This is a genomic window from Actinophytocola sediminis (genome assembly GCF_054779715.1).
The window spans coordinates 97,753-124,645 of the sequence record NZ_BAAGXS010000041.1 but is presented as its reverse complement, the minus strand read 5'-3'; the positions used below and the strand labels follow the sequence as shown (position 1 = coordinate 124,645).

General features: G+C 72.0%; 25 protein-coding genes. 4 read left to right on the top strand and 21 right to left on the bottom strand.

Translation table 11 applies throughout. The features are described from left to right. Window positions 1–2 precede the first annotated feature (2 nt). On the top strand, window positions 3–971 hold the full coding sequence (locus ACYVIP_RS25060; RefSeq protein ID WP_460400450.1) for a peptidoglycan recognition protein family protein: 969 nt from the start codon (window positions 3–5) through the stop codon (window positions 969–971). A gap of 49 nt (window positions 972–1,020) precedes the next feature. Beyond that, a complete protein-coding gene (locus ACYVIP_RS25055; protein ID WP_460400448.1) occupies window positions 1,021–1,329 on the top strand; it encodes a hypothetical protein in 309 nt (102 codons plus the stop codon). A gap of 1 nt (window position 1,330) precedes the next feature. Here ACYVIP_RS25055 and ACYVIP_RS25050 read toward each other — a convergent pair whose 3' ends face one another. From ACYVIP_RS25050 to ACYVIP_RS24950, 21 genes are all read right to left on the bottom strand, one after another. Beyond that, the gene (locus tag ACYVIP_RS25050) at window positions 1,331–1,627 is read right to left on the bottom strand and encodes a hypothetical protein (protein ID WP_460400446.1); all 297 of its coding nucleotides are present in this window, start codon (window positions 1,625–1,627) and stop codon (window positions 1,331–1,333) included. 5 nt (window positions 1,628–1,632) lie between these two features. Beyond that, entirely contained in the window at window positions 1,633–3,705 is a 2,073-nt protein-coding gene (locus tag ACYVIP_RS25045) for an ATP-binding protein (RefSeq protein WP_460400514.1), read from the bottom strand. Window position 3,706: 1 nt separating this feature from the next. Further along, window positions 3,707–5,410: a hypothetical protein gene (locus tag ACYVIP_RS25040; protein ID WP_460400444.1), complete on the bottom strand. Its 1,704-nt coding sequence runs from the start codon at window positions 5,408–5,410 to the stop codon at window positions 3,707–3,709. Beyond that, on the bottom strand, window positions 5,407–5,940 hold the full coding sequence (locus ACYVIP_RS25035; RefSeq protein ID WP_460400442.1) for a hypothetical protein: 534 nt from the start codon (window positions 5,938–5,940) through the stop codon (window positions 5,407–5,409). The genes ACYVIP_RS25040 and ACYVIP_RS25035 overlap by 4 nt, the downstream gene beginning before the upstream one ends. Before the next feature lie 2 nt (window positions 5,941–5,942). Beyond that, window positions 5,943–7,067: a hypothetical protein gene (locus ACYVIP_RS25030; protein ID WP_460400440.1), complete on the bottom strand. Its 1,125-nt coding sequence runs from the start codon at window positions 7,065–7,067 to the stop codon at window positions 5,943–5,945. A gap of 157 nt (window positions 7,068–7,224) precedes the next feature. Beyond that, a complete protein-coding gene (locus ACYVIP_RS25025; RefSeq protein WP_460400438.1) occupies window positions 7,225–9,216 on the bottom strand; it encodes a hypothetical protein in 1,992 nt (663 codons plus the stop codon). Next, complete coding sequence (locus ACYVIP_RS25020) at window positions 9,213–10,454, bottom strand: hypothetical protein (RefSeq protein ID WP_460400436.1); 1,242 nt, start codon at window positions 10,452–10,454, stop codon at window positions 9,213–9,215. Before ACYVIP_RS25020 ends, ACYVIP_RS25025 begins: the two co-directional genes overlap by 4 nt. Before the next feature lie 12 nt (window positions 10,455–10,466). Further along, window positions 10,467–12,401, bottom strand: coding sequence for a phage tail protein (locus ACYVIP_RS25015; protein ID WP_460400434.1), 1,935 nt, complete (start codon window positions 12,399–12,401; stop codon window positions 10,467–10,469). Beyond that, window positions 12,398–14,425, bottom strand: coding sequence for a putative baseplate assembly protein (locus tag ACYVIP_RS25010; protein WP_460400432.1), 2,028 nt, complete (start codon window positions 14,423–14,425; stop codon window positions 12,398–12,400). Before ACYVIP_RS25010 ends, ACYVIP_RS25015 begins: the two co-directional genes overlap by 4 nt. After that, entirely contained in the window at window positions 14,422–16,353 is a 1,932-nt protein-coding gene (locus ACYVIP_RS25005) for a baseplate J/gp47 family protein (RefSeq protein ID WP_460400430.1), read from the bottom strand. The genes ACYVIP_RS25010 and ACYVIP_RS25005 overlap by 4 nt, the downstream gene beginning before the upstream one ends. Continuing rightward, entirely contained in the window at window positions 16,350–16,769 is a 420-nt protein-coding gene (locus ACYVIP_RS25000) for a GPW/gp25 family protein (RefSeq protein WP_460400428.1), read from the bottom strand. The genes ACYVIP_RS25005 and ACYVIP_RS25000 overlap by 4 nt, the downstream gene beginning before the upstream one ends. Further along, the gene (locus tag ACYVIP_RS24995) at window positions 16,766–17,410 is read right to left on the bottom strand and encodes a phage baseplate assembly protein V (RefSeq protein WP_460400426.1); all 645 of its coding nucleotides are present in this window, start codon (window positions 17,408–17,410) and stop codon (window positions 16,766–16,768) included. Before ACYVIP_RS24995 ends, ACYVIP_RS25000 begins: the two co-directional genes overlap by 4 nt. Continuing rightward, window positions 17,407–18,612, bottom strand: coding sequence for a phage late control D family protein (locus tag ACYVIP_RS24990; RefSeq protein ID WP_460400424.1), 1,206 nt, complete (start codon window positions 18,610–18,612; stop codon window positions 17,407–17,409). The genes ACYVIP_RS24995 and ACYVIP_RS24990 overlap by 4 nt, the downstream gene beginning before the upstream one ends. Before the next feature lie 13 nt (window positions 18,613–18,625). After that, window positions 18,626–19,294, bottom strand: a complete 669-nt coding sequence (locus ACYVIP_RS24985) for a CIS tube protein (protein WP_460400422.1) — start codon at window positions 19,292–19,294, stop codon at window positions 18,626–18,628. 73 nt (window positions 19,295–19,367) lie between these two features. Next, window positions 19,368–19,556, bottom strand: a complete 189-nt coding sequence (locus ACYVIP_RS24980) for a putative phage tail protein (RefSeq protein WP_460400420.1) — start codon at window positions 19,554–19,556, stop codon at window positions 19,368–19,370. 12 nt (window positions 19,557–19,568) lie between these two features. Further along, the gene (locus tag ACYVIP_RS24975) at window positions 19,569–20,039 is read right to left on the bottom strand and encodes a phage tail protein (RefSeq protein WP_460400418.1); all 471 of its coding nucleotides are present in this window, start codon (window positions 20,037–20,039) and stop codon (window positions 19,569–19,571) included. Next, window positions 20,036–21,532: a phage tail protein gene (locus tag ACYVIP_RS24970; RefSeq protein WP_460400416.1), complete on the bottom strand. Its 1,497-nt coding sequence runs from the start codon at window positions 21,530–21,532 to the stop codon at window positions 20,036–20,038. Before ACYVIP_RS24970 ends, ACYVIP_RS24975 begins: the two co-directional genes overlap by 4 nt. A 10-nt stretch (window positions 21,533–21,542) precedes the next feature. Beyond that, the gene (locus ACYVIP_RS24965; RefSeq protein ID WP_460400414.1) at window positions 21,543–22,001 is read right to left on the bottom strand and encodes a phage tail protein; all 459 of its coding nucleotides are present in this window, start codon (window positions 21,999–22,001) and stop codon (window positions 21,543–21,545) included. 31 nt (window positions 22,002–22,032) lie between these two features. Further along, window positions 22,033–24,288, bottom strand: a complete 2,256-nt coding sequence (locus ACYVIP_RS24960) for a phage tail sheath C-terminal domain-containing protein (RefSeq protein ID WP_460400412.1) — start codon at window positions 24,286–24,288, stop codon at window positions 22,033–22,035. A gap of 22 nt (window positions 24,289–24,310) precedes the next feature. Further along, window positions 24,311–25,021 carry a carboxypeptidase-like regulatory domain-containing protein gene (locus ACYVIP_RS24955; RefSeq protein WP_460400410.1) on the bottom strand — a complete coding sequence of 237 codons (711 nt, stop codon included), beginning with the start codon at window positions 25,019–25,021 and terminating at the stop codon, window positions 24,311–24,313. Beyond that, the gene (locus ACYVIP_RS24950; protein WP_460400408.1) at window positions 25,018–25,602 is read right to left on the bottom strand and encodes a Pvc16 family protein; all 585 of its coding nucleotides are present in this window, start codon (window positions 25,600–25,602) and stop codon (window positions 25,018–25,020) included. Before ACYVIP_RS24950 ends, ACYVIP_RS24955 begins: the two co-directional genes overlap by 4 nt. Window positions 25,603–25,857: 255 nt before the next feature. Here ACYVIP_RS24950 and ACYVIP_RS24945 point away from each other — a divergent pair, with 255 nt between their 5' ends. Continuing rightward, on the top strand, window positions 25,858–26,064 hold the full coding sequence (locus ACYVIP_RS24945; protein WP_460400406.1) for a hypothetical protein: 207 nt from the start codon (window positions 25,858–25,860) through the stop codon (window positions 26,062–26,064). Window positions 26,065–26,137: 73 nt separating this feature from the next. After that, window positions 26,138–26,893, top strand: coding sequence for an AfsR/SARP family transcriptional regulator (locus tag ACYVIP_RS24940; RefSeq protein ID WP_460400404.1), 756 nt, complete (start codon window positions 26,138–26,140; stop codon window positions 26,891–26,893).

The following is a 26,893-nucleotide window of genomic DNA, read 5'->3' as shown; positions in this document are numbered from 1 at the left end:
GGGTGAGCGTCGCACGGTGTCAGGAGATCAATACCCGGTTGCGGTCCGCCGGGATCACGGTTCGGGAGGCGTCCGGCTGGCAGTCCCGCGGCAACGGGCAGACCTCGGCCTACGAAGGCGGCATCGTCCACCACACGGCGACCGGCTTCGGCATCGCGTTGCCCGGCACCGGGGTCGGCGACCTGCTCATCAAGGGCCGGTCGGACCTGCGCGGGCCGCTGTGCAACTACGCCGGCAACGACGACGGCTCGATCACCGTGATCGCCGCGCATCCGGCCAACCACGCCGGTGCCTCCGGCGGGCGGTCCATGGGGCCGCTGCCGACCACGACGTCGTTCAACCGGCGGGTGCTTGGCCTGGAGATCGTGTACCCGGGCACCCAGCCGATGCGCCCTGCCCAGTACCGCGCGGCGACCGTCTGGGCCAACGCCGTGGCCACGGTGTGCGGTCGCGGCGACATCCAGCGTGTCCGGGCGCACGCCGAGACCAGTGTGACCGGCAAGTGGGACCCGGGCGAGGCGCCCGGCCGGACCATCAACATGACCGCGTTCCGCAACGCGGCCCGCAATCTGGAGGACGACTTGACTCCTGAGGAACACCGGTGGCTGAAGTTCGTCCACGACCGGGTCGCCGGCATGCTGCGGCAGCGGTACTACGTGCGGGACAACACGCCAGGGCGGGGCGTGCGGGAGGTGTCGGCCGCCGCCCCCGGCGCGATTCCCGCGGCCGTGCTGGACACCCTGGACGGCAACTCGATCGTCCAGCGGATCGCGCCGCTGCTCGACGACGAGGCGCGCATTATCGCCGCGCTGCAACAAGTGCGGACCACCGCAGCGGCCGATGACCAGACGGTCACCGCCGAGCAGGTCGAGCAGCTGGCCGAGTCGTTGGCCGCGAGCCTTCCCCGCGAGCTCGTCGACGAGTTCGACGCCAAGCTCCGCGCCGCCTACGACCGGACAACCGACCAGTAGGGCACGTCCCAGCAAGCACGTCCGCGCTGTTCGAGCGGTTCCTCACCGGGTGCGCGCGCCGGCGGGGCCGGACCGCGACGCCATCGACGAGATCCCCGGCGCCGGGGCGGTGCGGCTGCTGGCCGGGTTCCCCGATCCGGACACCGAGCTGCTGCTGGAGTCGGCGGGCATCGATCCGGATCGGTCCGTGCGGTCGGCCGCCACCGACGCCCTGCTCACCGCCGCCGGCCTGGCCGGCGACGACACGAAGTGGGGCGAGGTGCTGTGGAGCATCGGCGGCCGGCTGCTGTCGGCGCTGTCGACCGTGCGACACGATGCGGCCACCGAACTGCGCGCGATCCGCCTGTCCGGCGCCTGACCTACCGGCCCTGGTTGGCTTCCTTCTTCGGCATGGCCATCGGAACCACCCGCAGCGCCGCGCCCGCGATGGCGGCGTTGCCCACCTGGTCCTGCCCGGCGGCCATGGTCGACGCGATGTGGGAGGGCACGGTCTTGGACTGGGAGTCCATGGCGGTCTTGGCCGTCTGCGCGTTGCCGACCACCGCCGGCACCAGCACCAGCGGCTTCTTGCCCCGGTCGGCCTCGGCCGAAGTGCGCAGCTCCTTCGCGGTGACCGGCACCGCCGGCTGTTGTTGTGGCGGAAGCAGTTCGGCCATCGACCTCACCCCGGAGTTCCGTTGTCGGCCAGAAGTCCAGCATACGGGCCGAGCTCCGAGGGACGGAACAGTCGAGCCTCCCGCTGGAACTGGCGGGAGATCCCGCGCACCACGTGGCGCATGACGATCTCCGCGCTGTTCTCGTCGGCCGCCGTCAACGCCGCGGTGCGGGCGGCCGCCCCGATCCCGGCACCGGTCAGGTCGAGGCGGGACAGCATCTCCAGGTCCACATCGGGCCCGAGGGGCGCCTCCGGTGGGAAGGCCTGGCGCCACAGGGTGCGGCGTTCCACCACCCCCGGCCGGGGGAAGTGCACCACGAACTGGAAGCGGCGGGTGAACGCGGCGTCGATGTTCTCCTTCAGGTTGCTGGTCAGGATCACCAGTCCCTCGCTCACCTCCAGGCGCTGCAACAGGTAGCCGACCTCCAGGTTGGCGTAGCGGTCGGTGCCGTGCTTCACGTCGCCGCGTTTGCCGAACAACGCGTCCGCCTCGTCGAACAGCAGCACCGCGTGGCTGTTCTCCGCCTGCTGGAACACCGCCTCCATGTTCTTCTCGGTCTCGCCGACCCATTTCGACACGACCTGGGCCAGGTCCACCTTCAGCAGCTCCAGGCCGAGCATGCCGGTGACCACCTCCGCGGACATCGTCTTGCCGGTGCCGGGTTCGCCGGTGAACAGCGCCTTGATCCCGCCCTGGCCCGCCCGGCGCGCGAAGCCCCACGTCTCGGCGATCCTCGGCCAGGCCCGTGCGGCCGAGGCGATCTCCATGATCTGGCCGCGCTGGGCCGGTGGCAGCACCAGGTCCGCCATCGCCCGGCGGGGCACGATCGACTGCACGGCACTGCTGTTGCGGCCCCTGGTCACGGTCGCGATCGCCGGCTCGACGTGGTCGGCGATCGGGTCCGGCCCATCGCCGGCCAGCCGGGCGCCGGTGCCGGCGACCGAGGCCACCGCGCGCAGCTCGCCGCCGCTCATCCGGTAGCGGGCCGCGAGGTCCTCCAGCAACGGCCCGTCCAGCGCGGGGAACGCGGCGGTCCACATCGCCCGGCGTTCGGGGAAACCCGGGGTGGGGAAGGTCAGCTCGGTGTAGCCGCGGGCAGCCAGCAGGGACGCGGGGCGCCACGGGGTGACGCCGGTCAGGCACACCGCCACCCTCGACCGCAGCAGCGCCTCGGGCGGTGGCGGCGGGTGGTCGTCGGTCGGCAGCCACAGCAGCGCGTTGAGCGCGGCGGCGGTGCGCAGGTCGTCCTCGAGGTCGGCGGTCATCTGGCGCAACGGTTTTCCCGCGGCACCGGCCAGCGCCTGGGCAGCGTCGAGCTGGCTGTCCCGTGGGCAGCCCCAGAGGCCGACCAGGTCGACCTCGCCATCGGCCAGTGCGCCGGCCAGCTCGGTCAGACCGGCCGAGTACAGGTACGGGGCGGCCACCGACTCCGGGCCGACCACCTCGCCCCGATCGTGGCCGAGCAGGCCGATGTCGGTTGCCCAGCCAAGCAGGAAGTCGAACACGCCCTTGCCCAGCGCCAGTTCCTGGGCCAGTTCCACCGGGCTGTCCCCGTGCTCGTGGATCAGGCCGAACCGGCGCAGCCGGCCGGTCCGGCCGAGCGCGCCGCGCAGCGCGAGCCGGGTCGACGGCGTCTGGCCGCCGACGGTGACCAGCAGCTCGACGCACGGCGCCCGGCGGTTCAGGTTGTCCACGATGTAGGCGTAGATGCGCTCGTAGGCGGCGTCCAGCTCGGGCGCGGCGACCAGCAACAGGGCGTCCTGCTCCGGTCGGGTCAGGCCGAACCTGGTGGCCAGCGTGTCCAATGGCAGCGTGGCGCCGCGGGCCGCGGCCAGCCGCCGCAGGTGTTGCTCGGACTCCTGGTCGGGCCGGGGCGGCTCGGGTGGCTCGGTCATCGCCTCGGTGAACGCGTCCACCCGGTCCAGCATCGAGGACACCTGCTCGTCGGTGACGCAGAACGGGGTGAGGTCCGGGCGGGTGAGCTGGGCGGCCGCCCGCGCCTGCCGATCGACGGCCACCCGCAGCGCGTGGTGCAGCTCGGCCAGCCGCAGGCGCAGGTGTTCGACCGCGAGGCTCATGTCAGCCACCGGAGAAGGTCAGCGTGCGGCCGCCAAGCCAGACCACGTCCTGGACATCGGTCAACGCACCGCAGCGCAGCAGGTCCGCGTGCCGTCTGCCGAGCGGGACGCGCACCCGCACCGCGTCCGGGGTGAACCGCACGGTGGCCTCCAGGTCGGCGAACCTGGTCATGGCCAGTACCGGGGTCGGGGTTTCCCGTTCCCGCCACAGTGTCCACGAGATCAGCCCGAGGCTCAGCGCCGCGGCGAGCGCGGCGCTGCGGTCCAGGGCGCCGTCCCCGGCGCGGGGCACGGCGCGGCGGGTGGTCAGCAGCGCGGCCACCACCTCGGCCAGGCGTGCGGCGTGCGCCGGCAGGTCGGCGGCCAGCCGGGGGTCCGGGCGGCCGGCTGTCCACAGTGGAGTCGGGCGGGGGACGCGGACCAGTGGGTCGCCGCGCAGCGGGCGGACGTCGGTGACCAGCGCGACGCCCTCGGCGGCCAGGTCACGCAGGCAGGACGGCGGCAGCGGGCTGGCACACACCACGACGTCCGGTCGACCGCAGGCCACCCAGTGCGGCAGCAGGCCGGCGACGTCGGGCGCCAAGGCGATCGGGAACAGGCCGAGCGCGTCGACCAGCAGCAGCCCACCGTCCACTCCGGTCACCAGCAGCGGGTCGGCCGGATCGTGGCCTCGGCACAGGGACAGCGCGCGCACGGCGTCCAGTACCGGCAGCGCGGGCCGCACGCGCTGCGCGAAGTCGCCGAGATCGGGCACCTCGGCCAGGCCGGCGAAGGTGGCCGCGGCCTCGGCGGCCTGGCCGGTTCGGCGCCAGCCCCGTTCCGGCGCGGCCAGCACCTGGTAGGCCAGGGCGGCGGCGAACAGCGGGGCCTGTGCCAGTTGGTCGACGCCGGCCAGCGCGGGGCCGATCGCGTCCAGGTAGCCGATCCTGGCCAACGGGCCGGCGAGCAGGAACGGCAGCACCGAACAGCTCCGCGTCTCCCCCACCGGCACGTCTGCGGGCAGCCGCGCCGATGTCCTTGTGGTGGCGGGCGATGCGGTGTCCGGCCGTGGTGGCGAACCGTCGGTGTCGGCCGGGGCGAGCAGGGTGCGCACCAGCGCGCGCTGTTCGTCGCCGGTGGTCGGCAACGGCGTCGCCGGGTGCCGGCGGGCGTACTCGGCCACCAGCGCGGCCGACCCGAGGTCCGTGGCCGGGGACGGCGCGCCGGTGTGCTCGGCGAACACCGCGATCAGGTACGCCAGCAGCGAATCGTCTGGCAGCAGGGCCAGTAACGGTGCCAGCTCGCCACGTTCGGCCAGTTCGGCGAACAGCACGGCGGGCGTGCTTGGCCGTGCGCCGGGTCCGGGTTCGGTGGCGCCGACCGATTTCATGTCCACTGTGGACTGATGGGTCGCCGTGCCGTTCACCGCGGGGGTGACCAGGTCCTGGTCGGTGGTCGGCTCGACGACCAGCGCGGCCAGCGGCGACCGCCCCTGGCCGCGGCCTCGGTCCAGCCGGATGGTCAGCCGTACCGGTTCGGTGATCTCCACGTCCGGGCCGTCGCCGGCCAGCTGGTCGGCGAACCGGTCGGCCAACAGGTCGGGCAGCGCGTTCACCGCCTGGCGCACCAGGTCCCGCGGATCGGGTCCCCAACTCCAGCCACCGCGCCGGATCACCCGCACCACACAGCGGCGCACGGTGATGCCGCCCGCGGTGGGCGCGGTCACGGCGCGGTCACCGTCGCCAGCCGCCCGGCCCAGCCGGTGGCCAGCACCAGCACGCCGTGGGTGCTGCCGGCGGCCACGGTCAGCGGGAGGGTCACCTGGTCCTCACCGATCGCGATCTCCCCGGCGAGCACGTGCACGTCCTGCCCACCGGAGACCAGCGCGAACACCGGGGTGGTCCGGGTGGTGTTGGCGACCGGCACCCGGACCACGAGACCGGCGGCGTCGAAGCGCAGCTCGTCCGACCACGCCGCCAACCGCACCAGCGCGGACTTCGGCGGCGCGTCGGGCACCTGTTCGACCCCGAACGCCAACGGATCGGTGAACACCGCCGGCTCGTCGTCGGCCAGCAGGACGAGCAGTTCCCTGCTGGGCAACGGCAGCGTCGCGGTCTCGCCGTCGCCGGCGGGGACCCGCAGCGGCAACGCGTCACCGACCAGCGCGGTGGGCTCGACCGGCACCACGGCGCCGGTCGCGGACACCGCGCCCGCGACATGCCCGGTGTCTGGCAGGTACACCACGAACAAGGACATCCTCAACCACCGCCGACCGTTGCCAGGACCAGGAAGTCGACCGCCCCTGGTCGGTCCACCACCGAGGGCGGTTGAATGATCGGGTCGTAGACCCGTAGCCGGCACCGGACCCGCCGTTGTTCGTCCACAGTGGCCTCCACGGGCACGTGCAGCTCCGAGCCGGTCGCCGACGGCGGGATCCGCGGGGTGAGGTGCACGTGCAGCGCGACCCGGCCGTCGGCGACCTCCTCCGGCGCGACGCCCGCCGGCAGCGGCAGCACCATCCCGTCGGTCGCCGTGCCGGACGCGGCGAGCACGCTGCCCGCCGAGATCCGGCCGGAGAAACTGCCCGCGATCGTCAGGTTCCCGTTGGCCGCCACCGTCATCAGTGGACTGACCGTGCCGGTCCCCTGATACAGCCCGAAAATCAGCCGCGGTGGGTCCTCTCCGGACAGTACGAGCGCCGGCTTGCCCTCCTGGACCTCGGTCAGCGAACGCAGCTCGAGGGTGTCGGAGCGGGCGGCGACGATGTCCGCGCGGACACCCGCGTACCGCGGGCCGACCCCCCGGGCACGGGGGGCGACCCCGGTGAAGTGCCCGTCGGACCACTGCACGAAGCCGAGCAGCACCAGCCACCGGACCGGCGGGTCGGCGGGCGGGGTGCCCACCCCGGGCGGTTGCTGGTCGGCGACCAGCAGCTCGTCGCCGCGGCGGCCGAAGAGGATCTGGTAGGACTCGGCCACCCGCGCCGGCCCGGTCGAGTTACCGCAGGACGCCAGCCCGGTCACCGGCGCCGCGCGGTCGGCCGAGGCGAGGAACACCGGGTAGGGATCGACCGTCGGCAGGTCGGCGCCGTTCACCGCCTCGAACTCGCTCTCGGACAACACCACCGGCGCCGGCACGACCAGCTCCCGGCCGGTGCCGTCGATCGCCAGCCCGGCCGAGACCCGCACCTCGACGACACGGGCGTTGGTCAGCGGATCGGTCCGGTTCTCGGTGACCAGCCCGAGCCCCTCGGCGATGCCCCAGTCGTGCAGGTACCGCGCGTGCCGGGCGGCCACGCCGCGCGCGTGCGCCACGGTCGCCGCCAGGTCGGCCGCGGCGAGCACCTGCCCCTCCTGGAACGTGGGCCGCATCGGCGCGGTCATGAGCGACCCGCCTCCCCGAGATTCAAAGTTGTGGTCACTTTGGGAGACAATGGATCCGGTTTGTCCACGTACTTGTGGCTGGGTTGCGCCACGTTCCCCTTGGGACCGGCTGCGAAACTCTTGAGCTGATATGGCCTCGAGGCTGACACAACGGCCGTCATGACGATTCACCTGACTTGGGCTTCTGTTGCCTTGGCGAGGAACGGGGGCGGCGGGCCGGTGGCTTGGCCGGCTCGGCCTCGTCCTCGGGAGTGCTCTCCAACTCCGCCAGGCGCGACCCGAGCCGGTCCGGCAGTTCCTCGCGCACCCGGCTGACCTGGTCGGCGGCTTCCGTCAGCGCCGCGCGCAGGGCCGTCACGGTCGCGGTAAGGTCGCTGACCTGGTCGCGGAGCACGTTGACCTCCCGCAGGGAGTCGGTCACGTCGCTCGGCACGGTGTAGACCTGCTCGTGCAACGCCTTCGGCGGAGTCTCCCCCGGCGCCGGGGTCAACAGCAGGCTCAACATCCTTTCCAGGTCACCGGTCTTCGGCCAGTCGCCCAGCAGCGCGGCCGGGTACGGCCGGGGCACCGGGCCCTCCGACGGCGGCGCGGGCGGCCAGTACCCCCTGGGTTGGCAGCACACGCGTTCGGCCAGCTCCCGCAGCCGGTAGAGCTTGGGCAGCCACTCCCCGTAGGCCGCGCCGCCCGGCAGCACCTGCTCCCTGGTGGCCGAACACACCCGCAGCACGTCGCAGCCGTCCAGCTCGAGGCGCGCCAGCAGCACGTCGGCGTCGGTGCAGTCGGTGCACGGCGGGTTGAGCGTCGAGCACGCGGTGTCGGCGACGAACCGGTCGAGGGCGACGGTCAGGTCCCGCAGGGCCTCCGCCAGATGGGACAGCTCGGCGGCCGTCAGCCGTCGGCCGCTGTCCGGTTCGGGGACCGGCAGCGGTGGTGGCACGTCGATCGCGCGCACCTGGCCGCGCAACGAGCAGTCCGTGACGCCGGGAGTGCGCTCCAGGCGGCCGAGCAGCCACTGCCGCAGCTCGGCCAGGTCGACGCGGAAGCGGACCTGCAACGCGTCGGTCAGCGGGGTGCCCTGGGCGAGCAGCCGCAGTTCCAGCGGCGCGTCGGCCGCGGGCTGGTCGGGCACGACCCGCGCCTTGGCCTCGGCGATCACCGCAACGCCAAGCGCGCGACGCACCGGCTCCGACCCGTCCGGCTCGTTCGGCCACACCTGTTCCGGATCGGCCGCGGCCAACCGGTCGCAGACCGCGCCGAGCACCCGCCGGGCCTCGCCGACCTCGCCGAGATCGGGGTAGGTGGCCCGGAGCTGTTCCTGGCCCTGCTGGTCGTAGGTGTCGTAGCGGGCGATGGCACTGGCCAGCGCGCGCACGTGTTCGGTCAGGGTGGCGGCCACCGGCGGGGCGGGCGTGCCGTCGCCGCTCTGGCGCAACGCGGCGAGGCTCTGGGTGAACCGGACCGCGTCCGCGCCGCCGAACTCGATCGGCCGCGTCGCGTTGGCCAGCGCGACGAACAGCGGGTCACGGTAGAAACCCAGCCGCCGCGCGCGAAGGCGGATCGCCTGGAACCGGTTCGCGTCACCGACGCCGGCCAGCAGGCGGGTGCCCGGGTTGTAACGGTGGTCGTCGATCGGCGCGCACTTGACCAGGAACCGCACCCCTTCCCGGATCCGCGACGGCACGCAGCCGGGCGTGGGGCAGGGCTCCTCGGTGGCGTACGGGGCGACCGGGTCGACCGGCTGCTCCTCGTAGCGGACGTACAACCCGTACGCTCGATCGCCGTCCTCGTCGCAGTCGTCACCGCAGTCGACCCCGAGCGAGCTGACCCGCAGCTCGCGTACCAGTGCCCCGACGTCGACCTTCTCCTTACAGGACAACACGATGTCGTTGCCGTGGCAGTCGAGGGCGTGGCCCGGCCGGACCGCGACCGTCCCGCCGCCGCACGGGTCGCAGTCGACCTCGAGGCCGCAGACGACTCCTTGGCCGAACACCATCCTGTTGTGCAGCCGGTGTTTGCCGGTCACATAGTCGACCAGCAGGCTGAGATCGTCCTCGGTGAGCAGTTGGCCCTCGAAGAACCTCGGCCGCAGGAACGTCGCGGTCCCGGCCGACGAGCCGCCGCAGCCACACCCACAGTCCGTGCCGGTCATCGGCGCTCCTCGGTGATGTAGAACCAGCTCTCGAACACGTCGCCGCCCGAGCCGGAGCCCGAGGTCCACGGTCCGACGCCCGATGGCGGAACCGCGCAGCCGCCCCGGTTCTCGGTCTCGGTCTCGGTCCGCTTGTCGTCGAAGTAGGGCACCTTGCCGCCGACGTTGGTGCCGTGGACCGGCCGACAGCAGCGGTCGAGGATGAACGCGGCGCGGACGGTGACCAGCACCCGGTCACCGTCCTGCAGGGTCTCCCTGGTCGTCTGGCGGTAGCGGAACTGGCTGGTGTACTCGTCGGTCCCGGGGCGGGCCGGCTCCTCGAACTTCCCGCCCATGTACCAGGTGTCGGCGTTGCGCCCGGCGCCGCCCTCGATCACCTGGATGTCCACCACCCCCGGATCGAGCGTGTCCACCCGGATGTCGTCGGAGAACCGGACCACCAGGCCGCCGGTGTCCTTCTGCGTGCCGAGCAGTTCCTTGGCCTCGTCGACGGTGTAGGTGTGCCCGTGCCTCCAGTTGATGCCGGTGATCACCGTGGGCACGAACCGGCCGAACGGGCGCCGGACGTTCAGCCGGATCTGATCCTGGCGCACCGGATCCGACCAGCGCAGGCCGTCGATCTTGGCCAGCCACAGCACCTTGTGCGTACACCGGCCGCAACAGGTGTCGCACCGGTCGTCGGTCGGCGGCTTGTGTTTGGTCACCCGGATGACGTAGCTCTCGTCGGTCCAGCCGTACTCGCAGTCGGAGGTGTCCGCGCAGGCGCTGTTGTAGACGGTCCTGGTCGGCTCGACCGGGCGTTCGCAGTACTCGACGCCGACCCAGACGGTGTGCGTGTCGCGTTCGTCCTCGGGCAGCGCCCGCCACAGGTCGATCACGCAGCCGTCGCGGACGACCACCTCGTTGCCGTCGCAGTCCACCCCGAGCCCCGGGGTGAGCCGGACCTTCGCCTTGTGGTGCGCCGGGTCCGTTCGGTCCTCGGTGGACTCATCGGCCGGCTCGGGTGCCGGCTTGTCGTGCCCGTCCGGCGCCACCGGCTCGACGAGCAGTCCACAGACGACGCCGTAGCCGAGCAGGCACCGCATGCGCAGCTTCAGCTTCTCCCGGAAGTAGGCCTGCTCGCGCTGGAAGTCCCTCGCGGTGAGCATCTGGCCGTGGAAGTAGCGCAGCCGCCGCAGCGGCGGCACGTCGAACTCCGTACTCGTCGCCGTGTCATCCGTTGTCGATGCCTCGGTCATGCCTCTGTCCTTTCAAGACACTTGGGTATGGATCCCGACAGCGGAGACCACGCCGACGTGCAGGCCACGGCGAGTTCCTCTCGGTCCCGGTCTCAGTACTCCGTCGTGGTTGAGCCGTAACGGGTGTGCCCCGCCGAGCACGGGTGGCGGCAGCGGGACGAACGCGGTGTCCACCCCGACCGTGGAGCGGGTGCCGACCACGAACCCCGCGCCGCCGGTGCGCACCGACGCCACGGTGTGCGCCGGCGCCTGCCGCGTCACCAGCCGCCGCACCGCCTCCTCGTCCGCCGACCCGGCCGGCAGCCGCACCCGGAACCGGTGGGCGTGCACGGTGAGCGGATCGGTGTCCGGGTCACCGAAGGCGCGCAGCGGCGTGGAGCCGAGCGCCGAACCGCCGAGGCGGAACCGGGTCGAGGTCCGGCTGAACAGCCGGACCGAGCCGAGCCCCGGCGCGTCCGCCCGGCTGTCCGCCGCCCGGACCTGGGCCCACCGGCGTTCGTCGGCGAGCTCGTCCAGTACCGGCTTGACGCCGAACACGATCTCGATCGCCTTCGCCAGCTCGCGTCTGGTGCCTCGGCGGCGGTACAGCCAGGGCGCGGCGGCGAGCAGTCTCCTGCGGGTCGCCGCGTCCCAGCCCGTCTCGAACGACAGCCCGAGCAGTCCGGCGAGCCAGGGCAGCGCGCGGTCGGGAACCCCTTGTGGGTCAAGCAGTGCCGGGTGACGGTCGATGGCCCGGTCGATCTCGGCCAGGGTGGCGTCGAACAGCGACAGGAACCGTTCGGTGAAGTCATCGGCGGCCGGGTCGTGCCGGAACGCGGCCGGCAGCAGGTCCGCGCTGGTCTCCCTCGGGAAGTCCAGCCGGATGCGGTGCAGTACCGGCGTTTCCGAGGTGTCGCCGGTCAGTCGCACCCGGACGGTGAGGTACTGCCCCGGTGGCTGGTCGACGAGGAAGTCGGTGACGCCCGGTGGTGCGTGCTGCCAGTCGCTTTCCTGGTAGCGGCCGTCCTCGGAGACCACGATCGCCACCGACACCGCCGTGCCGACCGGTACCTCCGCGCTCACCCGCACCCGATGCCAGCGGCAGCGGGAGATGCCACTGGCGATCAGGTCGGTGACGAACTCACCTTCGGGAAGATACCGGTCCGGCACGGCGGGCGGCTCGGCGCGTGGGTCGCCGAGCCAGGTGTGGCAGGAGGTCACCTCGGTGCCCTCCTGGCCGGTCTCCCGCAGGCAGAAACCGTCCTCGTCGGCCAGGACCAACGAGCTCGGCGCCAGCCCGGCCGCCAACTCGTCCACTGTGGACGTGTGGAACGGCCGGCCGCGGTAGATGTGCAACCCGGCGTCGTCCTCGGTCAGCAGCCAGACCGTCCTCCCAGGACCGGTGCGGATGCCGATGATCTCGCCGGCGACCCCGGTCGGCAGCTCACCGCACGGCTGGCCGGCCGCGTCGTAGCGCCACAGGCTCGTGCTGCCGGCGCGCACCACCAGCACCTGCTCGTCCGGGGCGAGCGCGACCAACTTGGGGCGGCGGGTCCGGATCACCGCGACGAGTTGCGCACCCTCGTTGCGCCACACCAACACCCGGCCACCGTCCACCACCGCGACCCGATGTCCGCCGGCGGCGACCGCGGTCGGTGCGCGCAGCAGGCCGGGGTCGCAGTCGGGTGTCCACACCGGCCGCCAGCCGTCGCCGCAGGTGTCCCGGCGCAGCAGCCGGTTCCCCGCCAGCAGGTACCACGCGCAGGGTTGGCAACCGGGCGCCAGCCTGCGGTCGGGGAACCACGGGAGCAGCTCGCTCCTGGTCGGCCCGTCGGGCGAGGGTCCGCTGTTGGCGAGCCGGACCCCGGCGGGATCGGTGAACCCCACCAGGTTCGTGGACTCGACGACGTCCCAGCCGACCGTGTCGTCGAGCAGTCGGAAGGTCGCGGCCCGCGGTGCGCACGTCATGACGTCACCCCTTCCTCGGTCGGGATGAGCAGCGGGCGCTCCGGCCAGACCAGCGTGTTGGGCGGAATGGCGTGGTCGGTACACGGCGGCAGCCGTAACCCGTCCACGGTGAGCGCGAGCCCGGAGACCGCGAGTACCCCGTCCACGGCGAGCAGCCTGCGCACGAGCGGCGTGTGCCGCACCGCGCCGCCGAACGGCCAGCCGGCGCCGTCCTCCCCGCCACGCAACGGATCCAGGTACTCGGTGACCGCGTCCCCAGCCCTGGTCAGCACGCTGGCCCGGTCCTGGTCCCGGTCGAGCACGACCCGCGCCGCCACCCCGACCCGCCGGTACTGGGCCGGCGCGGCCACCACGGTGACCCCGGCGGGCGCGACCTCGCGGGTGAGATAGTCGGCCACCGCGCGCAAGGTGGCCGAGGACGGTGCCGGTGGCTCACCGAGATCGTCCGGCGGGGGCACCACCAGCACGCCGACGACCCCGGGAATGGGCTTGCCGGCGAACCCGGGGTGCAGGCCGGGCACCCCGTGCGCGCGGGCGACGCCGGGAGCGGCGGTGGCCAGCAGGCCGTAGTCCGCGGGGGCCACCGCGCGGCCACGAGCCCGCAGTTCGCCGACCCCGCGCCTGGTCGCGGCCGCGTCCGGCTCGGCATCGGTGCCGCCGGTGGCCGGGAACGGGTTGTTGACCCTGGTCACGAACGGCAACGCGGTGATGACGCCGTTGACCGCGCCGGCCGCCACCGCACCCGCGATGCCGCCACCGACGCGGTAGCGCACCGCACGGACGTTGCGGAACCCCGGCGGCACGGCCGCGCCGGTCACCCCGTCGCCGAAGGTGAGCTCGCCGGTCGCGTAGTCCACGACGAACACCCGGTCGTCCTGGTCGAACCCGGCCAGGCTGGCCACCTCCCGCCACCGCGAGGCGGTCCCGGTCGCGGTGCCGAAGACGTCGGTCGTCGAGTCGTCGTCGACCTCCAGCACCACGGTGCCCGCGAGGATCGGCACCTGGCTCAGCCGCATCCGCCGCCGGGCGGTGGCCGTCTGGTCCTGGATCGGTTGCGGTGGCTCGTTGGTGATCGTCCTGGCCGCCGTCGCGGTCACCAGGTTCAGCCGCAGCCCGGAGACCGTCGGTGCCGGCGAGGCGAACTCGCCGTGTGCGATGCGCAGCCGCAGCCAGCGCATCGGCGGGCCGGGCCTGGCGGCCGGGGGGTTGCCCGGCGCCCAGGTGCTGGGCACGCGCAGCCGAACGGTTCCGCTGGCGCGCAACCCGTCGGTCTCGTCCCGGATCACCTCGGCCGGCACGAACCGGCCGCCGTCCAACACATCCCAGCGCAGCAAGGGTGCCGGTGGCAGTGGCAGCGGCGCCACCCCGCCCGCGGCCGCCGGCGCCGGCGGCACCGCGTCGACGACGAAACCCAGGGACACCGAGGGAAAGGGGCTCGCCGTGCCGGTGAGGCCGATCCACAACGAGTTGCCGGGCGCCGGGTCATCGCCGAACGGCGGGAACGGGCGGCCGGGCCCGGCCGGGCCGAGCGGGATCGACGCCAGCGAGTCGACGCGCTGCACCGCGAGCGCGCCGATGGTGGCGGGGGTGGCGTACAGGTCCTGTTCGGTCTCGAAGATGATCTGCCCGGCGGGGCTGGACGCCGCGGCCTGGAAGCCGGCGGGGACCAGTACCGACGCGCCGTCCGGTGGGGTCACGGTGAACTCGAGGAAGGTGACCGCCGCGCCGGCGGGCCGGCGGCGCACGCCCGCGGTGCGCAGGTGTTCGGCCAGGATCTTCTCCGGCAACCGGTTCACCCGGTCGAGCACCGGTTCGGTCTGGGTGCCGAACAGCCGCACCAACGCCACACCCGCGTCCTGGCGGTCGGGGTTGGTCCAGTCCGGGGTATAGCCGGGGATGCGGTCCCGGATCTCGGTACGCACCGCCTCCCTGGTGGCGTCCACGAGTTCGGGTTGACCAGTGCCGGCAACGATTCTCGCCGCCGCCTCGGAATCCCTTTCCCACCAGAGGTTCTCGGCAGTCATGTCAGGCCCTCCCCTGGGTCGACCGCGGGCACGATCCTGGTCAGGACCTCGTGCGGGTTGGGCAGTTCGCCGGTGCCCAGTGGCACGTCCCCACAGGTTTCGGCGGGGGCGGTGCCGTCCAGGGCGATGGCCACCGCGGCGACGGCCGCCAGGTCGCCCAGTGCCAGTTGGGCCGCGCGCAGCAGGGCCGACGGGCGCAGTGGTGCGCCGAACGGCCAGCCGGTCCCCTCGTCGCCGCCGACAAGTGGGTCGAGGTAGCCGCGCAGTGCCGCGCCGACCACTGTGGACACCCGGGCGCGGTCGGCCGGGTCGCCGGCGAGGTCGACCCGGAGCCGGACCGCGCGGTAGGCGGGCGGGCGCACGAACACCTCGGCGGTGAGCAGCCGGGCGCACTCCAGCCGGTCGGCGACCTCGCACACCATGCCGGGGTCCGGTCGCGGCGCCTGGACGAAGTCCGGCCGGTCGACGTCACGGGTCACCGACGGGACGATGTGGACGGTCACCGCGCCGGGCACCCGCGCGCACGGGAACCCCGGGTGCTCGCCGACCGAGGCGTAGGCCCGGCCGACGGCCACGCCGGGGGTGGTGACGGCCAGCGTGACGTAGTCCTCCTCGGTGACCGCGCGGGTCACCTCGCCGAGCGAGCCCGCCGCGCGATCCCGTGCCTGGGCCACGGTCTCCGGCTCGGCGCCCTCGGCCGCCTGGACCAAGTTGGCCGCCGACACGCCGAGGGCGTGCATCGCGTCGTCGACGGGCAGCCAGTTCCCGGTCAGCCCGCCGTTGCCGTCCTGCCCGCCGCCGATGGTGTAGTCGACCGTCACGTCGGTCGGCGCGCTCACCGGGATGCGCCCGGTCAGCCCGTCGCCGAACACCAGCGCGCCCTGCCGCCGGTCGAGCAGGTAGATCTGGTCGCGGGCGCCGCCGAAGGTGAAGTCCACCACCGGTGTCCACTCGTCACAGTCGAGTTCCAGGGCCGCGTCGAGCAGGCGGTCGGCGGCGTCGGGCAGCACGAGCCGCTGGCCAGGCAGCTTGAGCCAGGCGTAGAGCTGGTCGGACAGCTCGGTCCCGGTCACCGTGCGCCGCTCCTGGTGGCGCGCGGCGGAGACGTTGGGCGACAACGCGAGCAGCACCGGCGGTGCGGCGAAGGTCGCGGCCCTGGTGGACACCACGAGCCCGTGGTCCGCGGTGGTCCAGTCCGCCGGCGGCAGCAGCCGGACCACTCCGGAGCGGCGCAACCCGCCCGTACCGTCCACAACGGACTCGAAGGTCCCGGTGCGGTCGGTGCCCGGCCGGAACCACGACCAGTCCAGTGTGGCCGGCGGGTCGACGTCACACACCGCGCGCGGCGACCAGGACGGCGCAATAGCCGGCACGTCCAGTTCGAACAGCAGTGACAGGCAGCCGGGTGCGGGATGCTCGCCGGTCAGCGGCAGGGCGAACCGGGCGGCGGCGGCGCCATCGCCAGTGAGCAACGGAATCCCGCGCCGAGTACGCAGATCGGCGGTGCGGTCGCGATCGGTCCACACCGTCACCTCGCCCGCCAGCGGGAACACCGCGACGTCCTCGTCGGTGGTGAACCTGATGCGCGCGAACGGATCCCGAGCCAGGACCGTGCCCGCCGGGACGACCGGGACGGCCTCCTGCTGGCCGACCGACAGCGCGAGCACGGTGGCCGCCGGGACCGCCGGGCGGGGTGGCTCGATCCCAAGCAGGCTGAGGATGGCGACCACGAGCGCGTCCGGCACCTGGTCGAGCCAGTACAGCCGCTGCTCCAACAGATACGCGAACAGCTCGAGCAGGGTGACCCCGGGGTCGACCGGCGCGTGCAGCGTCCAGGCGCCGTCGGACTCCGCCGGGATCCGGCGGCGGATCGCGGCCATCATCTCGGCCCAGGTGAGGTCGTCCAGCCTCGGTGCCGGCAGGGTCATGGCGTGCTCCCGGTGATGCCGAGGTAGAACGGGAACACCAGGTTGGCCTTGGTGTTGGTGCGCCGGATCCGGTACTCGACCGACACCGTGACCCGGGACTCGTCGGCCGGGTCGGCCTCCGCGCGCACCTCGTCCAGCTCCACCCTCGGCTCGAAGGTGCGTACGGCCTCGGCGATCGAGCGCTCCAGGTCCCGCAGGTTCTGCACACTGCCCGGCGCGAACACCGACTCCGGTGCGCGGGTGCCGAGATCGGGCCGCATCACCCGTTCACCGGTGCCGGTGAGCAGCAGCGCCCGCAGGCAGTGCTCGATGCTCTGCTCACCGACGGCGTAGGCCAGCCTGCCCGCCTCGTCGGGCAGGATCGGGAACCGCCACCCGGTACCGAGGAACGGCTCGCCCTGTGTTGGCTGACTCATTCGACCGTCACCTTCGGCGACAGGACGTTCCCTGGCAGCGGCACCGTCGGCGGGGTGGTCGGCGCGCTCGGGCCGGTGGCCGTGTGCACGTGCGTGTCGAACGCGGTCTTCAGCAGGTCGCCGAGCACCGCTCGCTGGGTGGCTCCCCCGCCGAGGTCGATGGTGTCCGCCTCGACGATCACCTTCTGCGCCTTGAGCCTGATCTCGCCGGTGGCGGTCACGGTCACGTCGCCGCCGTCGGCGGTGGTGATCCGGATCTCCTTGGCCGCGTCGTCGAACAGCACCTCGTGCCCCGCCCTGGTGCGGATGATCTTCTGGTCCCGGCCGTCGGTGCGCGCGGTCGGCGGCTTGTCCACGCCGTTGTACAGTCCACCGAGGACGATCGGGAACCGCATGTCCCCGTGTACGAACGCGACCAGCACCTCGTCGCCGATCTCCGGCACGAACACCGAGCCGTAGCCGCCACCCGCGTACAGCTGGCTGACCCGGCACCAGTCGGTGACCGTCGCGCCGCCGTCGAACCACTCGAACTTCAGCTTGACCTGACCCTCGTCGTTCCCGTCGTGCTCCACCACGATCGCCTCCGCGACGCCGTAGTAGCGGCGATCGGTGCTGCGGGACCGGGGCATGGTCCTGGTCACTGTGCCTCCCCCTGGTGGATCCGGCGTCCGGTGAACTGGGTGAAGAATCCGCTCGTGCCAAGGGTGTGCTCGACCCGCTTGACGAAGTACGTGCCGGAGAACCGTTGGCCGAGGCCGAAGATCTCCAGGTTGTCGCCCGGCCGCAGCTCCGGCAGGCCGGCCACCCTGCCGGTGGCGGTGATGAACTCGTAGGAACGCTCGCGCAGCAGGCTGATCGCGAGTTCACGCGCCTCCTGGTCGCTGGTGACCGGGGCGTCGACCAGCACCTCCTGGCGGCCACCGAGCACGCTCTCGGCGACCTCCGGTCCGCTCTCCCCGCCCGCCGCCGCCTGGCCGGCCGGCAGGTTCTCCGCGGTCGCGGTGAACGCGATCGCCTGTTTCGTCCGGGGATCCCAGCCGCGCACGGTGAGCTTGCTGACCTGTTGGGACACCGTCATGGTCGGCGTGAAGTCGAGCAGGTTGGGCACCAGGCCCTCGGGCAGCGCGGTCGGCCCGGTGGTCAGGCCGGGTTGGTAGGCCAGCCGGAACAGGCGGATCGGGCGACCGTCCCGGCCGTCGGTCGGCTTGATGAAGTAGAGCGTCTCCTCGCCGGTTTCCGGGTCCGGCAACAGGAAGCAGTCGAAGTCCAGCCGTTTCGCCCGCTCCATCAGGAACTGCGCGTCGGACTGGTTCTTCTGCACCACCCGGTCGTGCACCGGACCTTCCTGGGTGGTCACGATCCGCAGCTTGTTGCGCTGCGCGACCTTCTCCGCGATCTGCCAGTCCGCCAGGTTGCGGTAGACCTTCTCCACGCTCTGGTCGGGCTTGCTCTCCTTGAGCCGCACCATCCCGTCCACGCCGCTGATGGACACCGTCGGCGAGGCGCCGTCGGAGAACTTGGGGGCGAGCGTGCTGACCGTGCCGGTGGCCACGGTCAGCAGCTTGTCGGCGTAGCCGAGCCGGACCGAGACCCGGGAGCCGAGCCGGAACTCCCGCGAGTCACTGTGTTTGAACTTCAGGTTGACGTCGTCCCAGTTGTTCAGCTCCAGGTCGAACCCGGACATCTCGTCGATGTCCCGGTGCACCTTGATGTCGATGATGTCGTTCTTGGTCGTCGGATCGGCCTCGACGCCCTCTATGAGCACCTCGAACTCGGGCGCGTAGCGGTCCGGGTCGGCGATCTCCGGCGCCACACTGGTCGGCACGGTGGTCGGCACGGTCATCCGAAGCGCCCCCTCACGGCAACCGGGGCACGGTGAGCACCCGTCCCGGTGTCAGGTCGCGCGGATCGGTGATCCCGTTGGCCCGCGCCAGTTCCCGCCACGCGTCCGGCCGCCGGTAGACCGCGGCCGAGATGCTGCTGAGCGTGTCGCCCCGGCGCACCACGTAGCTCTTCTCCACCGTCGGCGACGAGCGCGGGGTGTCCAGGACCTGTTGGGCCGCCGGGCGGAACTCCTTGAGCGTCACGTCCAGCTGCGCGCGCAGCGGCACCCCGTCTGGCCGGAACAGCACGTAGTTCACGTCCAGCTTCTCCAGCACACCGGTGAACACCGCCTCGTCCCAGACGAACCGGACCACCGGCGGCGCGTGTTCCCTGCTGTCGGGCCGCATCAGGCCGCGCACGCCGTCGACGTAGGTTGTCCGGACGTTCTCCAACGTGTCGGACGTGTCCACCAGGGCCTGCACGCTCAACGTCTCGCTGCCGCCGCGCACGTACTGCAGCGGCGGCGTCTCCAGCCCGGGGATGGTGATCTCGGCGAAGGTGTTGCTCTTGCTCAGCTTGTAGTCGGTCGGGTTGAAGCGCAACGGGATCCGGCGCTGCCGCTCGTCGGCGATCACCGGCCGGATGATCTCCAACCGAGCCAACGCTCCCTGACTGGCGAACGACACAGGTGAAATACTCACGACGCCCCCTCACAGGCTCGGTGGCGCCGCTCGCGGTCGCCCTGTGTTGAATCGTTCGCTCCGCAAGCTCCGCTCACCAGGCCCCCTCCTGGTCGCCGAGGCGCCGTTCGGTCTCGGTGTGCTTGGCCCGCGCGCACTCGTCCTCGTACAACCGGGACCACGCCTGGATGTGCTTGTTGAACAGCCGGGTGAACACCGCGCCGTCGTCACCGTCCACCTGGAACCGGACCTCGAGGTTGTGGATGATCAGGTTCTTCGGCACGTGCGCCACCTCCTACAGGACATTGGTCAACCCCTCGTGCGCGATCTCCAGCTGTTCGATGGCGACCGCGTTCTGTTCGCCGTGCAGGTCCGGTCCGCTCCACTTGGCGGCAAGGCCGCCGTGGAACGCCCAGGCCATCGCGGGCACGCCGTCGGTGCCGAGCACGATCACCGCACCGTCGCGGCGCGCGCCGAGCGAGTCGGTCAGCCCGGCCTGGTACCACGACCACAGCACCCGGTCGCGCACCACGCCGAGTTTCAACGTGATCCGGTTCCACGAGTGGCGCAGCGGCAGCTGGTGGACCGAGTCGTTGCGCCCGCCCTCGGCGTAGGTCACCACCTCCAGCTGCCCGCCGAGCCCGGTGACCTCCTGGAAGGCGCCGGCGGCCACCAACGGCAGCAACAGCGCCTGCGCCGCCGGCAGGTAGGCGTCCCCGGGGTCGAGGGTGACCATGAAGCGGTACTTGAGCAGCGGGTCGGTCACGTCTCGATCACCTCCAGGCCGCGGTCCTGGCCGAGCACCAGGCGCAGCCGGATGAACTCCATCGGCACCGCGGGCGCGACCTCGATCTCACACACCACCTGGCCGGGGTCCTGCTCTGGCGGGTTGTTGGTGTCGTCGCACACCACCCGGAACGCCTGCTCCGGCCGCGCACCGGCCAGCGCCCCGGTCCGGAACGCCTCCAGCAGCACCGAGGTCAACGCCCGCACCAGGGTCAGCCGCAGCTCCGGGGAGTTCACGTCGAACACCAACGGCTCCGCGACCCGGCGCATGGCCCGGACCAACAGGTGCAGCAGCCTGCGGTGCGCGACATACCGGCCGCGCGGGTCGCCGGACAGCGTGCGCCCGCCCCACCCGACCAGCCCGCGACCCCGTTGACACCGAACGAGATTGACCCGCGCGTCGAACAGCCGGACCAGCTGCGCCTCCGGATACTCGACGGCCAGGTCGACCGCGTCCAGCAGCACCGCGTTGGCCGGCGTGTGGTGCGCGCCCCGCTCGCCGTCGAGCCGGGCGACCAGGCCGAGCACGTGCCCGCTCGCCGGCACCGTGCGCAGCCCCGTGCCGGCCAGGTCGGGCGCCCGTAACGGTGGGTGGAAGACCGCGGCGGCCCGCAGCAGCGCCTCGTCGCCGACCGCCGTCAGCTCGTCCACCCAGGACACCACGTCGTCCACTGTGGACAATTCGGCGGGCACGTCGAGCACCACCAACCGGTCCAGTGCCGACCCGACCACCGCCAGCAGCTCCAGCACCAGGTCCCGGTGGTCCTGCTCCGGCAGGTCCGCACCGAGGTCGGGCAACGCCACCAGCGCCGGCTCCGGCAGGTCCGCCTGCGCCCGCACCGCGGCGGCGTAGTCGTCCCGGCCCGGCGTCGACTCGGCGCCATCGCGCAGGACCAGGTCCCACGCCAGCGAGATCGGGCCGCCGGGGATCACCGGCACCGGCTCGCCGTCGGCGACCAGCCGGATCAGCCGGGACGCCCGCAGCCGGTCGACCAACTCCGTCGGCGCCACGCCGGCGAAGGTCTCCGCCGGCTCGCCGGGGACCAGCACGCGCACGGTGACCGTCGGCGGTCCGGCGACCGTGCTCGCCCGGTACCGGATCGCGACCCGCCCCCCGTTGGCCCAGGTGCCGGGACTGCTCGCGAGCACCTGATAGCGCTGGTGGGGAAAGCCACCCTGATCGACCGTCCACAGTGCACTCGCGGTCCGGGCGGGGCCGCTGACCCGCAGCACCCACGCCGTGCGGCCACCGTTCTCGAAGAAGCCGCGCAACGCCTGCGGCGTGGCGCAGGAGCCATCCGGCTGCCCGAACGCGCCGAGGACGTCGTTCCAGCTCTCCACCCGGACCGGCAGGTCCACCGGGCCGCGGCGGGTGCGGCCGAGGAAGGCGGCGACGTCGGTACGCAACGGCTCCTGGGCGGAGCCGTCGGGCACGACGGTCAGGGACACGCCGGGGAGTGCGGCACTGGTCATCTCGGTCGGCTCACGCGTCGATCAGGAAGCTCTCGACCGCCAGTACGAGCGTCTCCATGGCGATCTCGTTCTTGGTCGCGTTGAACGACGGGCCGGTGTACTTGGTCGGCCAGGCCCGGTCGAAGTTCCAGCGCATCGCCTCCTGGCGGTTCTCGTCCAGCATCACGATCGAGCCGGACGTGCGCCGCACCTTGCCGTTGAGCGCCTCCACCACCCAGTTCCAGAAGCCGACATGGCCGGTGACGCCACGTTTGAAGGTCAGCGCGCTCGGGGCCTTCTTCAGCCCGGTGAGCTTGCGGACGGTGATGTCCTCGCTGCCGGTGCGGTACTCGATCACCGGGATCTCCACGTCCAGCCCACTGGCCTCGGTGAACGACCCGCTCACCGCGACCCCGTCGTCGCTGACGTTGGTCACGATGACCAGGAAGTTATAGGCGGCATACGGATCGTCCCTGGTCACAGGTGGCATCGGGATTGCCTCTCAATCACGTCGGGTCAGCTCACACGAGCTGCGGTTCACGGGTCTTCTGCTGGATTCGGAAGATCACGAACTCGGCCGGGTAGACCGGCGCGACACCGATCACGCAGATGAGCCTGCCGTTCGCGATGTCGTCCTCGGTCATCGTCGAGCGGTCACAGGCGACGAAGAACGCCTCGTCCGCGGTGGTACCGGCGAGCGCGCCGCTACGCCACACGGTGGTGAGGAAGTTCGCGACGGTCTGCCGTACCAGCGCCCACAACGCCTCGTCGTTCGGCTCGAACACCACCCACTGGGTACCCTCCTCAATGGACTCCTCGAGGAACAGGAACAACCTGCGGACGTTGATGTACTTCCACGAGGTGTCCGAGGACAGCGTGCGCGCGCCCCACACCCGCTGGCCGAGCCCGGGGAAGAACCGGATCGCGTTGATGCCCTTGGGGTTGAGCAGGTCCTGATGGCGTTTGGTGATGTCCTGGGCGATCCCGTCGGTCAGCCGGATGCCGCGGATGACCACGTTGGCCGGCGCCTTGTGCACGCCCCGCTCGTTGTCCACGCGGGCGTAGATGCCGGCGACGTGCCCCGATGGCGGCACCTCGATCGCGCCCGTGCCGGTCGACGGGTCGGTGACCACCAGCCACGGGTAGTAGAGCGCGGCGTACTTGGTGTCGAAGACCTCGCGGAAGGTCTGGATGCCCTCCAGGTCCAGCCCGTCCTGCGGATCGAGGATGGCGAACCGGTCCTTGAGCAGCTCGCAGTGGGTGATCAGGGCGGACTCCACCGTCCCGGACCACACCCCGGGCACCGCGGCCACGGAGATCTCGTCGATGTCCTCCAGCGCCACGATGCCGGTGCGCAGGCCGCTTCCCCCGTCCGTGCCGACGAAGTCGGCGACGGTCAGGCCATCGAAGGCGTCGCCGCCGTCGTCGGCCAGGGTCAGCCAGCTGCCGACCGCGGGCGTCGGGAAGGCCGTCGGGTCGTCGGTCAGACCGGGCAGGGCGGTGGCGCGCACCAGCTGTGACTGGGCGGCCAGGGTGGCGACCACGCTGCCCTGGTCGGTGCCGAGCAGCCGCAGGTTGCGGAAGGTCTCGGTCACCGAGCCGCCCGCCGGGTCGTCGAACCGGGTGTCCACTGTGGCCTCGACCAGGCCGAGGCGCGCGTTCTCGAAGACTTTCTCCGGCGTGTTGCCGTCGAAGGTGACCACGTCGTCGTCGATGGCCAGGACGCGCAGGGTGGTGAGCGCGTCGCCGGTGTCGAGTTGGGTGAGCGCGTTCAGGTACAGCCGGGTCGCGCCGCCGATCCGCAGCGTGGTGCCCACGCCCCCGTTGGCCAGCCGCACCCGGCGCACGCCGAGACCGGCCTGCCAGGCTGGGTGTGTGGTGTTCGCCGCGAAGGTCAGCTCCACCTGTTGGTTCGCGTCCGGCTCGCCGGCGGTGACCTCGAACTTCCGGTTGTTGATCAGGATCGAGTACTCGCCGGATTCGAGCCCGGCCGCGCCGTTGACCCGGATCGACGTACTGTCCTCCACCGCGTCCTGGGCGAGTCGGGTGACGAACAGCGCGCCCTGCTCCGGATCGGCCAGCACCGGGAGGGTGGCGCTCACCGACGGCTGGATCCGCACCTGGACACCCGCGCCCCAGGAACCTGGGCTCGACGCGGAGAACCGCAGGCTGTCCACTTCGGACCGGGCGACGACCTGGACGAAGTCACCGCGGGACACCTTCACCTCGGCCTCGAGCGGGTCTTCGAGCTGCACCCGGCCGCTGCTCGCGGTGTAGCCGGTGATCGTGGCGGTGCCGATATCCTGGCCGTCGCCGCGGACGATCGTGATCTGGTCCCGGCCGGTGAAGCCGACCAGGTGGCTGAGTTCCAGGGTGGTGGCGCCGGGCGCCGCGTCTCGCACGATCTGGCTCACCAGTCCGGTGACCAGCGTGCCCGATCCCGGCTGCGCGTCCCCGCTGACCACCCGCTTGACATAGAGACGCTGGCCGCCGTTGTCGAAGAAACCCTTGACCGCCAACGGGAACAGCCACCAGCGACCGCCCTCGGTCGGGTTGTTCGCCCAGGCGTCGCGGATCTGGGGCGCCGGCTCTGGCAGGAAACCGCCGAACGCCGTCTGGAACTCGAGGAAATTCGTGACCAGCTTCGGTTTCCCGGTGGTCGGGCCGCGCTGGGTGACCCCGACCATGCCCGCCGTGCTGGTGCTCACCCCCGCGATCGGCCGCGGCCCCGCGTCGACCTCCTCGACGTAGACGCCGGGGCTCAGATACTCGGGCATGGCTGGCTCCTCACTTCTCTTGCTACTGCGGGGCGATCTCGATGATGTGCCGGCGACCGGCGTCGGCTGGCAACCGGATGACCAGCGAGCCGGTCCGGCCGGGGCGTTCGGTGGCCAGCAGGGTGAACAGCTCGTCGGCGCCGTCCAGCTCGCCCGACCACCGCAGGGAGAGCCGGAAGCCGCCGCGCTGGTCGGTCAGCGTGCGTTCGGTCCACGCCACCACGTCCTGGCTCGCCGTGCCGGTCACCGACACCAGCGCGTTCGCCACCGGTGCCTCGGTCGCCGCGTCCCGCACCAGGCCGTACACGGTGCGCACGCCGGGCGGGTAGCCGAACGCGGCCGCCGGCAGCAGCCGGACCAGCCTCGGCACGGCGGGTTGGGCTGGCGGGCGGAGGTCGTCGTAGGGGTAGGCGAGGAACTCGACGCCGAGGACGTCGGCGGCGAACGGCTCGTCGTCGGCCGGGTACAGCGGTTGGTAGCCGGGCACGGAGAACCGGGCGCGGTAGCGGACCTCGGCCGGCGCCCGCCTGCCGAGCCCGGGGTAGGCGATCGCGGCACTCGGAGTGCGGACGGGCTCGATGTCCTGTGGCAGCCAGGCGTTCGCGGTCTCGTCGAAGCGATCGAGGGCGACCGTCACCCCGGCCGTCCTCGGCCGCTTGGCGAACTCGTCGACCAGCACGAACCAGGCCGGGCTGTGCAGCACCGACCGCTCGAACGGGAGAAATCGTGTCATGGCAACGGAGTCCCGTCGATGGTCCGGTTGCGTACCAGCTGAAGTGCCGACACGTCCTCGGAATCCAGGTTGACCACGCGGATCTCGTAGTTCAGCGAGAGCCGGTACGGCTGCTGGATCGCGTACCAGACCCAGGACTTCTGATCCAGCGTGAGCGGGGTCAGCGTCACGTGCAGCACGTCGATGCCGCCGGCCAGGCTGCCGGTCAGCTCATCGCCGTCGAGCACGGCGTCGTCGTAGAACGACTGCAGCGCCCGGCCGATCATCTGGTGCTGGGTGAGCTGGTCGCCGCCCCACGGCGTGACCAGATACCGCAGCAGCAGGGCCATCGGCGGTTTGCGCGTGGTCGGTGGATCCGGTGGCAACGACCGCACCGGCGGCCGGTTGCGGGATGTCGGGTCCTCAGCGATCTCATACAGGAACACCGTGAGCTTCGCCTGGTCGGTCGGTACAACTACGGACAGGTCGTGCAGCACGGCGATCGGGTCCGGCTCCTCGGGCGGCGTCAACCCGACCATCGCCCGGGTCAGCCTGCCGACGATGATCGTCGAAACGTCGGCCACGACACCGAAATCCCCCATGCGATCCTCCCTGCGCCGGTGTCCCGGGGATGCGGGTGCCGCGGCGCAGGTGGAGGATTTCACCCGTGGCGTAGCGAATCCGCGACTCCCGCGTTGCCACGGCGTCACCGCCGCGTTCCCACACCGTGCGATGCGATGAAGGCGTCCTTCGGCGCACTGGACGCGATGACGGCGTCCGTCATCGCATTACCGCGATGACGGACGCGGACACGGCGCGACGACGCCGCGGTGACAGCCGGCGTGCATGCTGCGTTCGTGGAGCCATCGGAACAACCAAGCGGCACCATGATCGTGCGTGCCTGGCTGGAGGACGGCCGGCCCGACCGCCTCCGGGTGCGCATCCTGTCCTCCATCGGCGGACAGCAGGCACCGCCGCTGGCGGTGAGCACGGTCGTGGCGGTCCAGGCGGCCGTGCTCGACTGGTTGGCCGAATTACAGAACTATTCTGAGAATTCCCCGTAACGATCCGAGGCCAGAACCCGAATACCGCTGTGGCAAGGACTTCCGGAAGTTCGTTGCGCCCTGGGGGAACCGGATGCGCACACATGCTCAGCAGATCGTGACGTTGCGGCTGCTCAAGGGATTCGCGCTGCTCATCGGCGACCGGCGGATACCACTGTCCGCCAGCGCCCAACAGTTGCTCGCGTTTCTCGCGTTGCAGGACCGGCCACGCACCAGGACCTACGTCGCCAGGTCGCTGTGGCCGGAGGCCACCGCCACCCGTGCCAACGCCAACCTGCGGTCATCGCTGTGGCGGGCGCTGCGCAACGAGCCGGAGCTGATCAACGCCTCGACCCACGAGATGGCGCTGGCCAGCTACATCACCGTGGACATCCGCGACGCGATGGCGCACGCGCACCAGTTGCTGGACACCGCCAGCACCTGCGACGACATCCTGACCAGGCAGACCCGCGAGGACCTGTCCGCCGACCTGCTGCCGGAGTGGTCGGACAACGAGTGGGTGCTGTTGGAAAAGGAGCAGTACCACCAACTTCGCCTCTACGCACTGGAGGCGATGGCCACCCGGCTGACCACGGTGGGCCGCTACGGCGAGGCCGTCGCCGCCGGGTTGGCCGCCGTGCAGGCCGAACCGTTGCGGGAGAGCGCCCACCGCGCGCTCATCGACGCACACCTGGCCGCCGGCAACCGGGCCGCGGCGCAGGGCCAGTACGAGCAGTGCCGCCGGGTGTTGCTCGACGAGCTGGGCCTCGAGCCGACGGCCGGGCTGCGGGAGTCCCTGCGGCAGGCGCTGTCCGTGCCGTCGTCCGCGACCGTGGTCCGGCACCGGTAG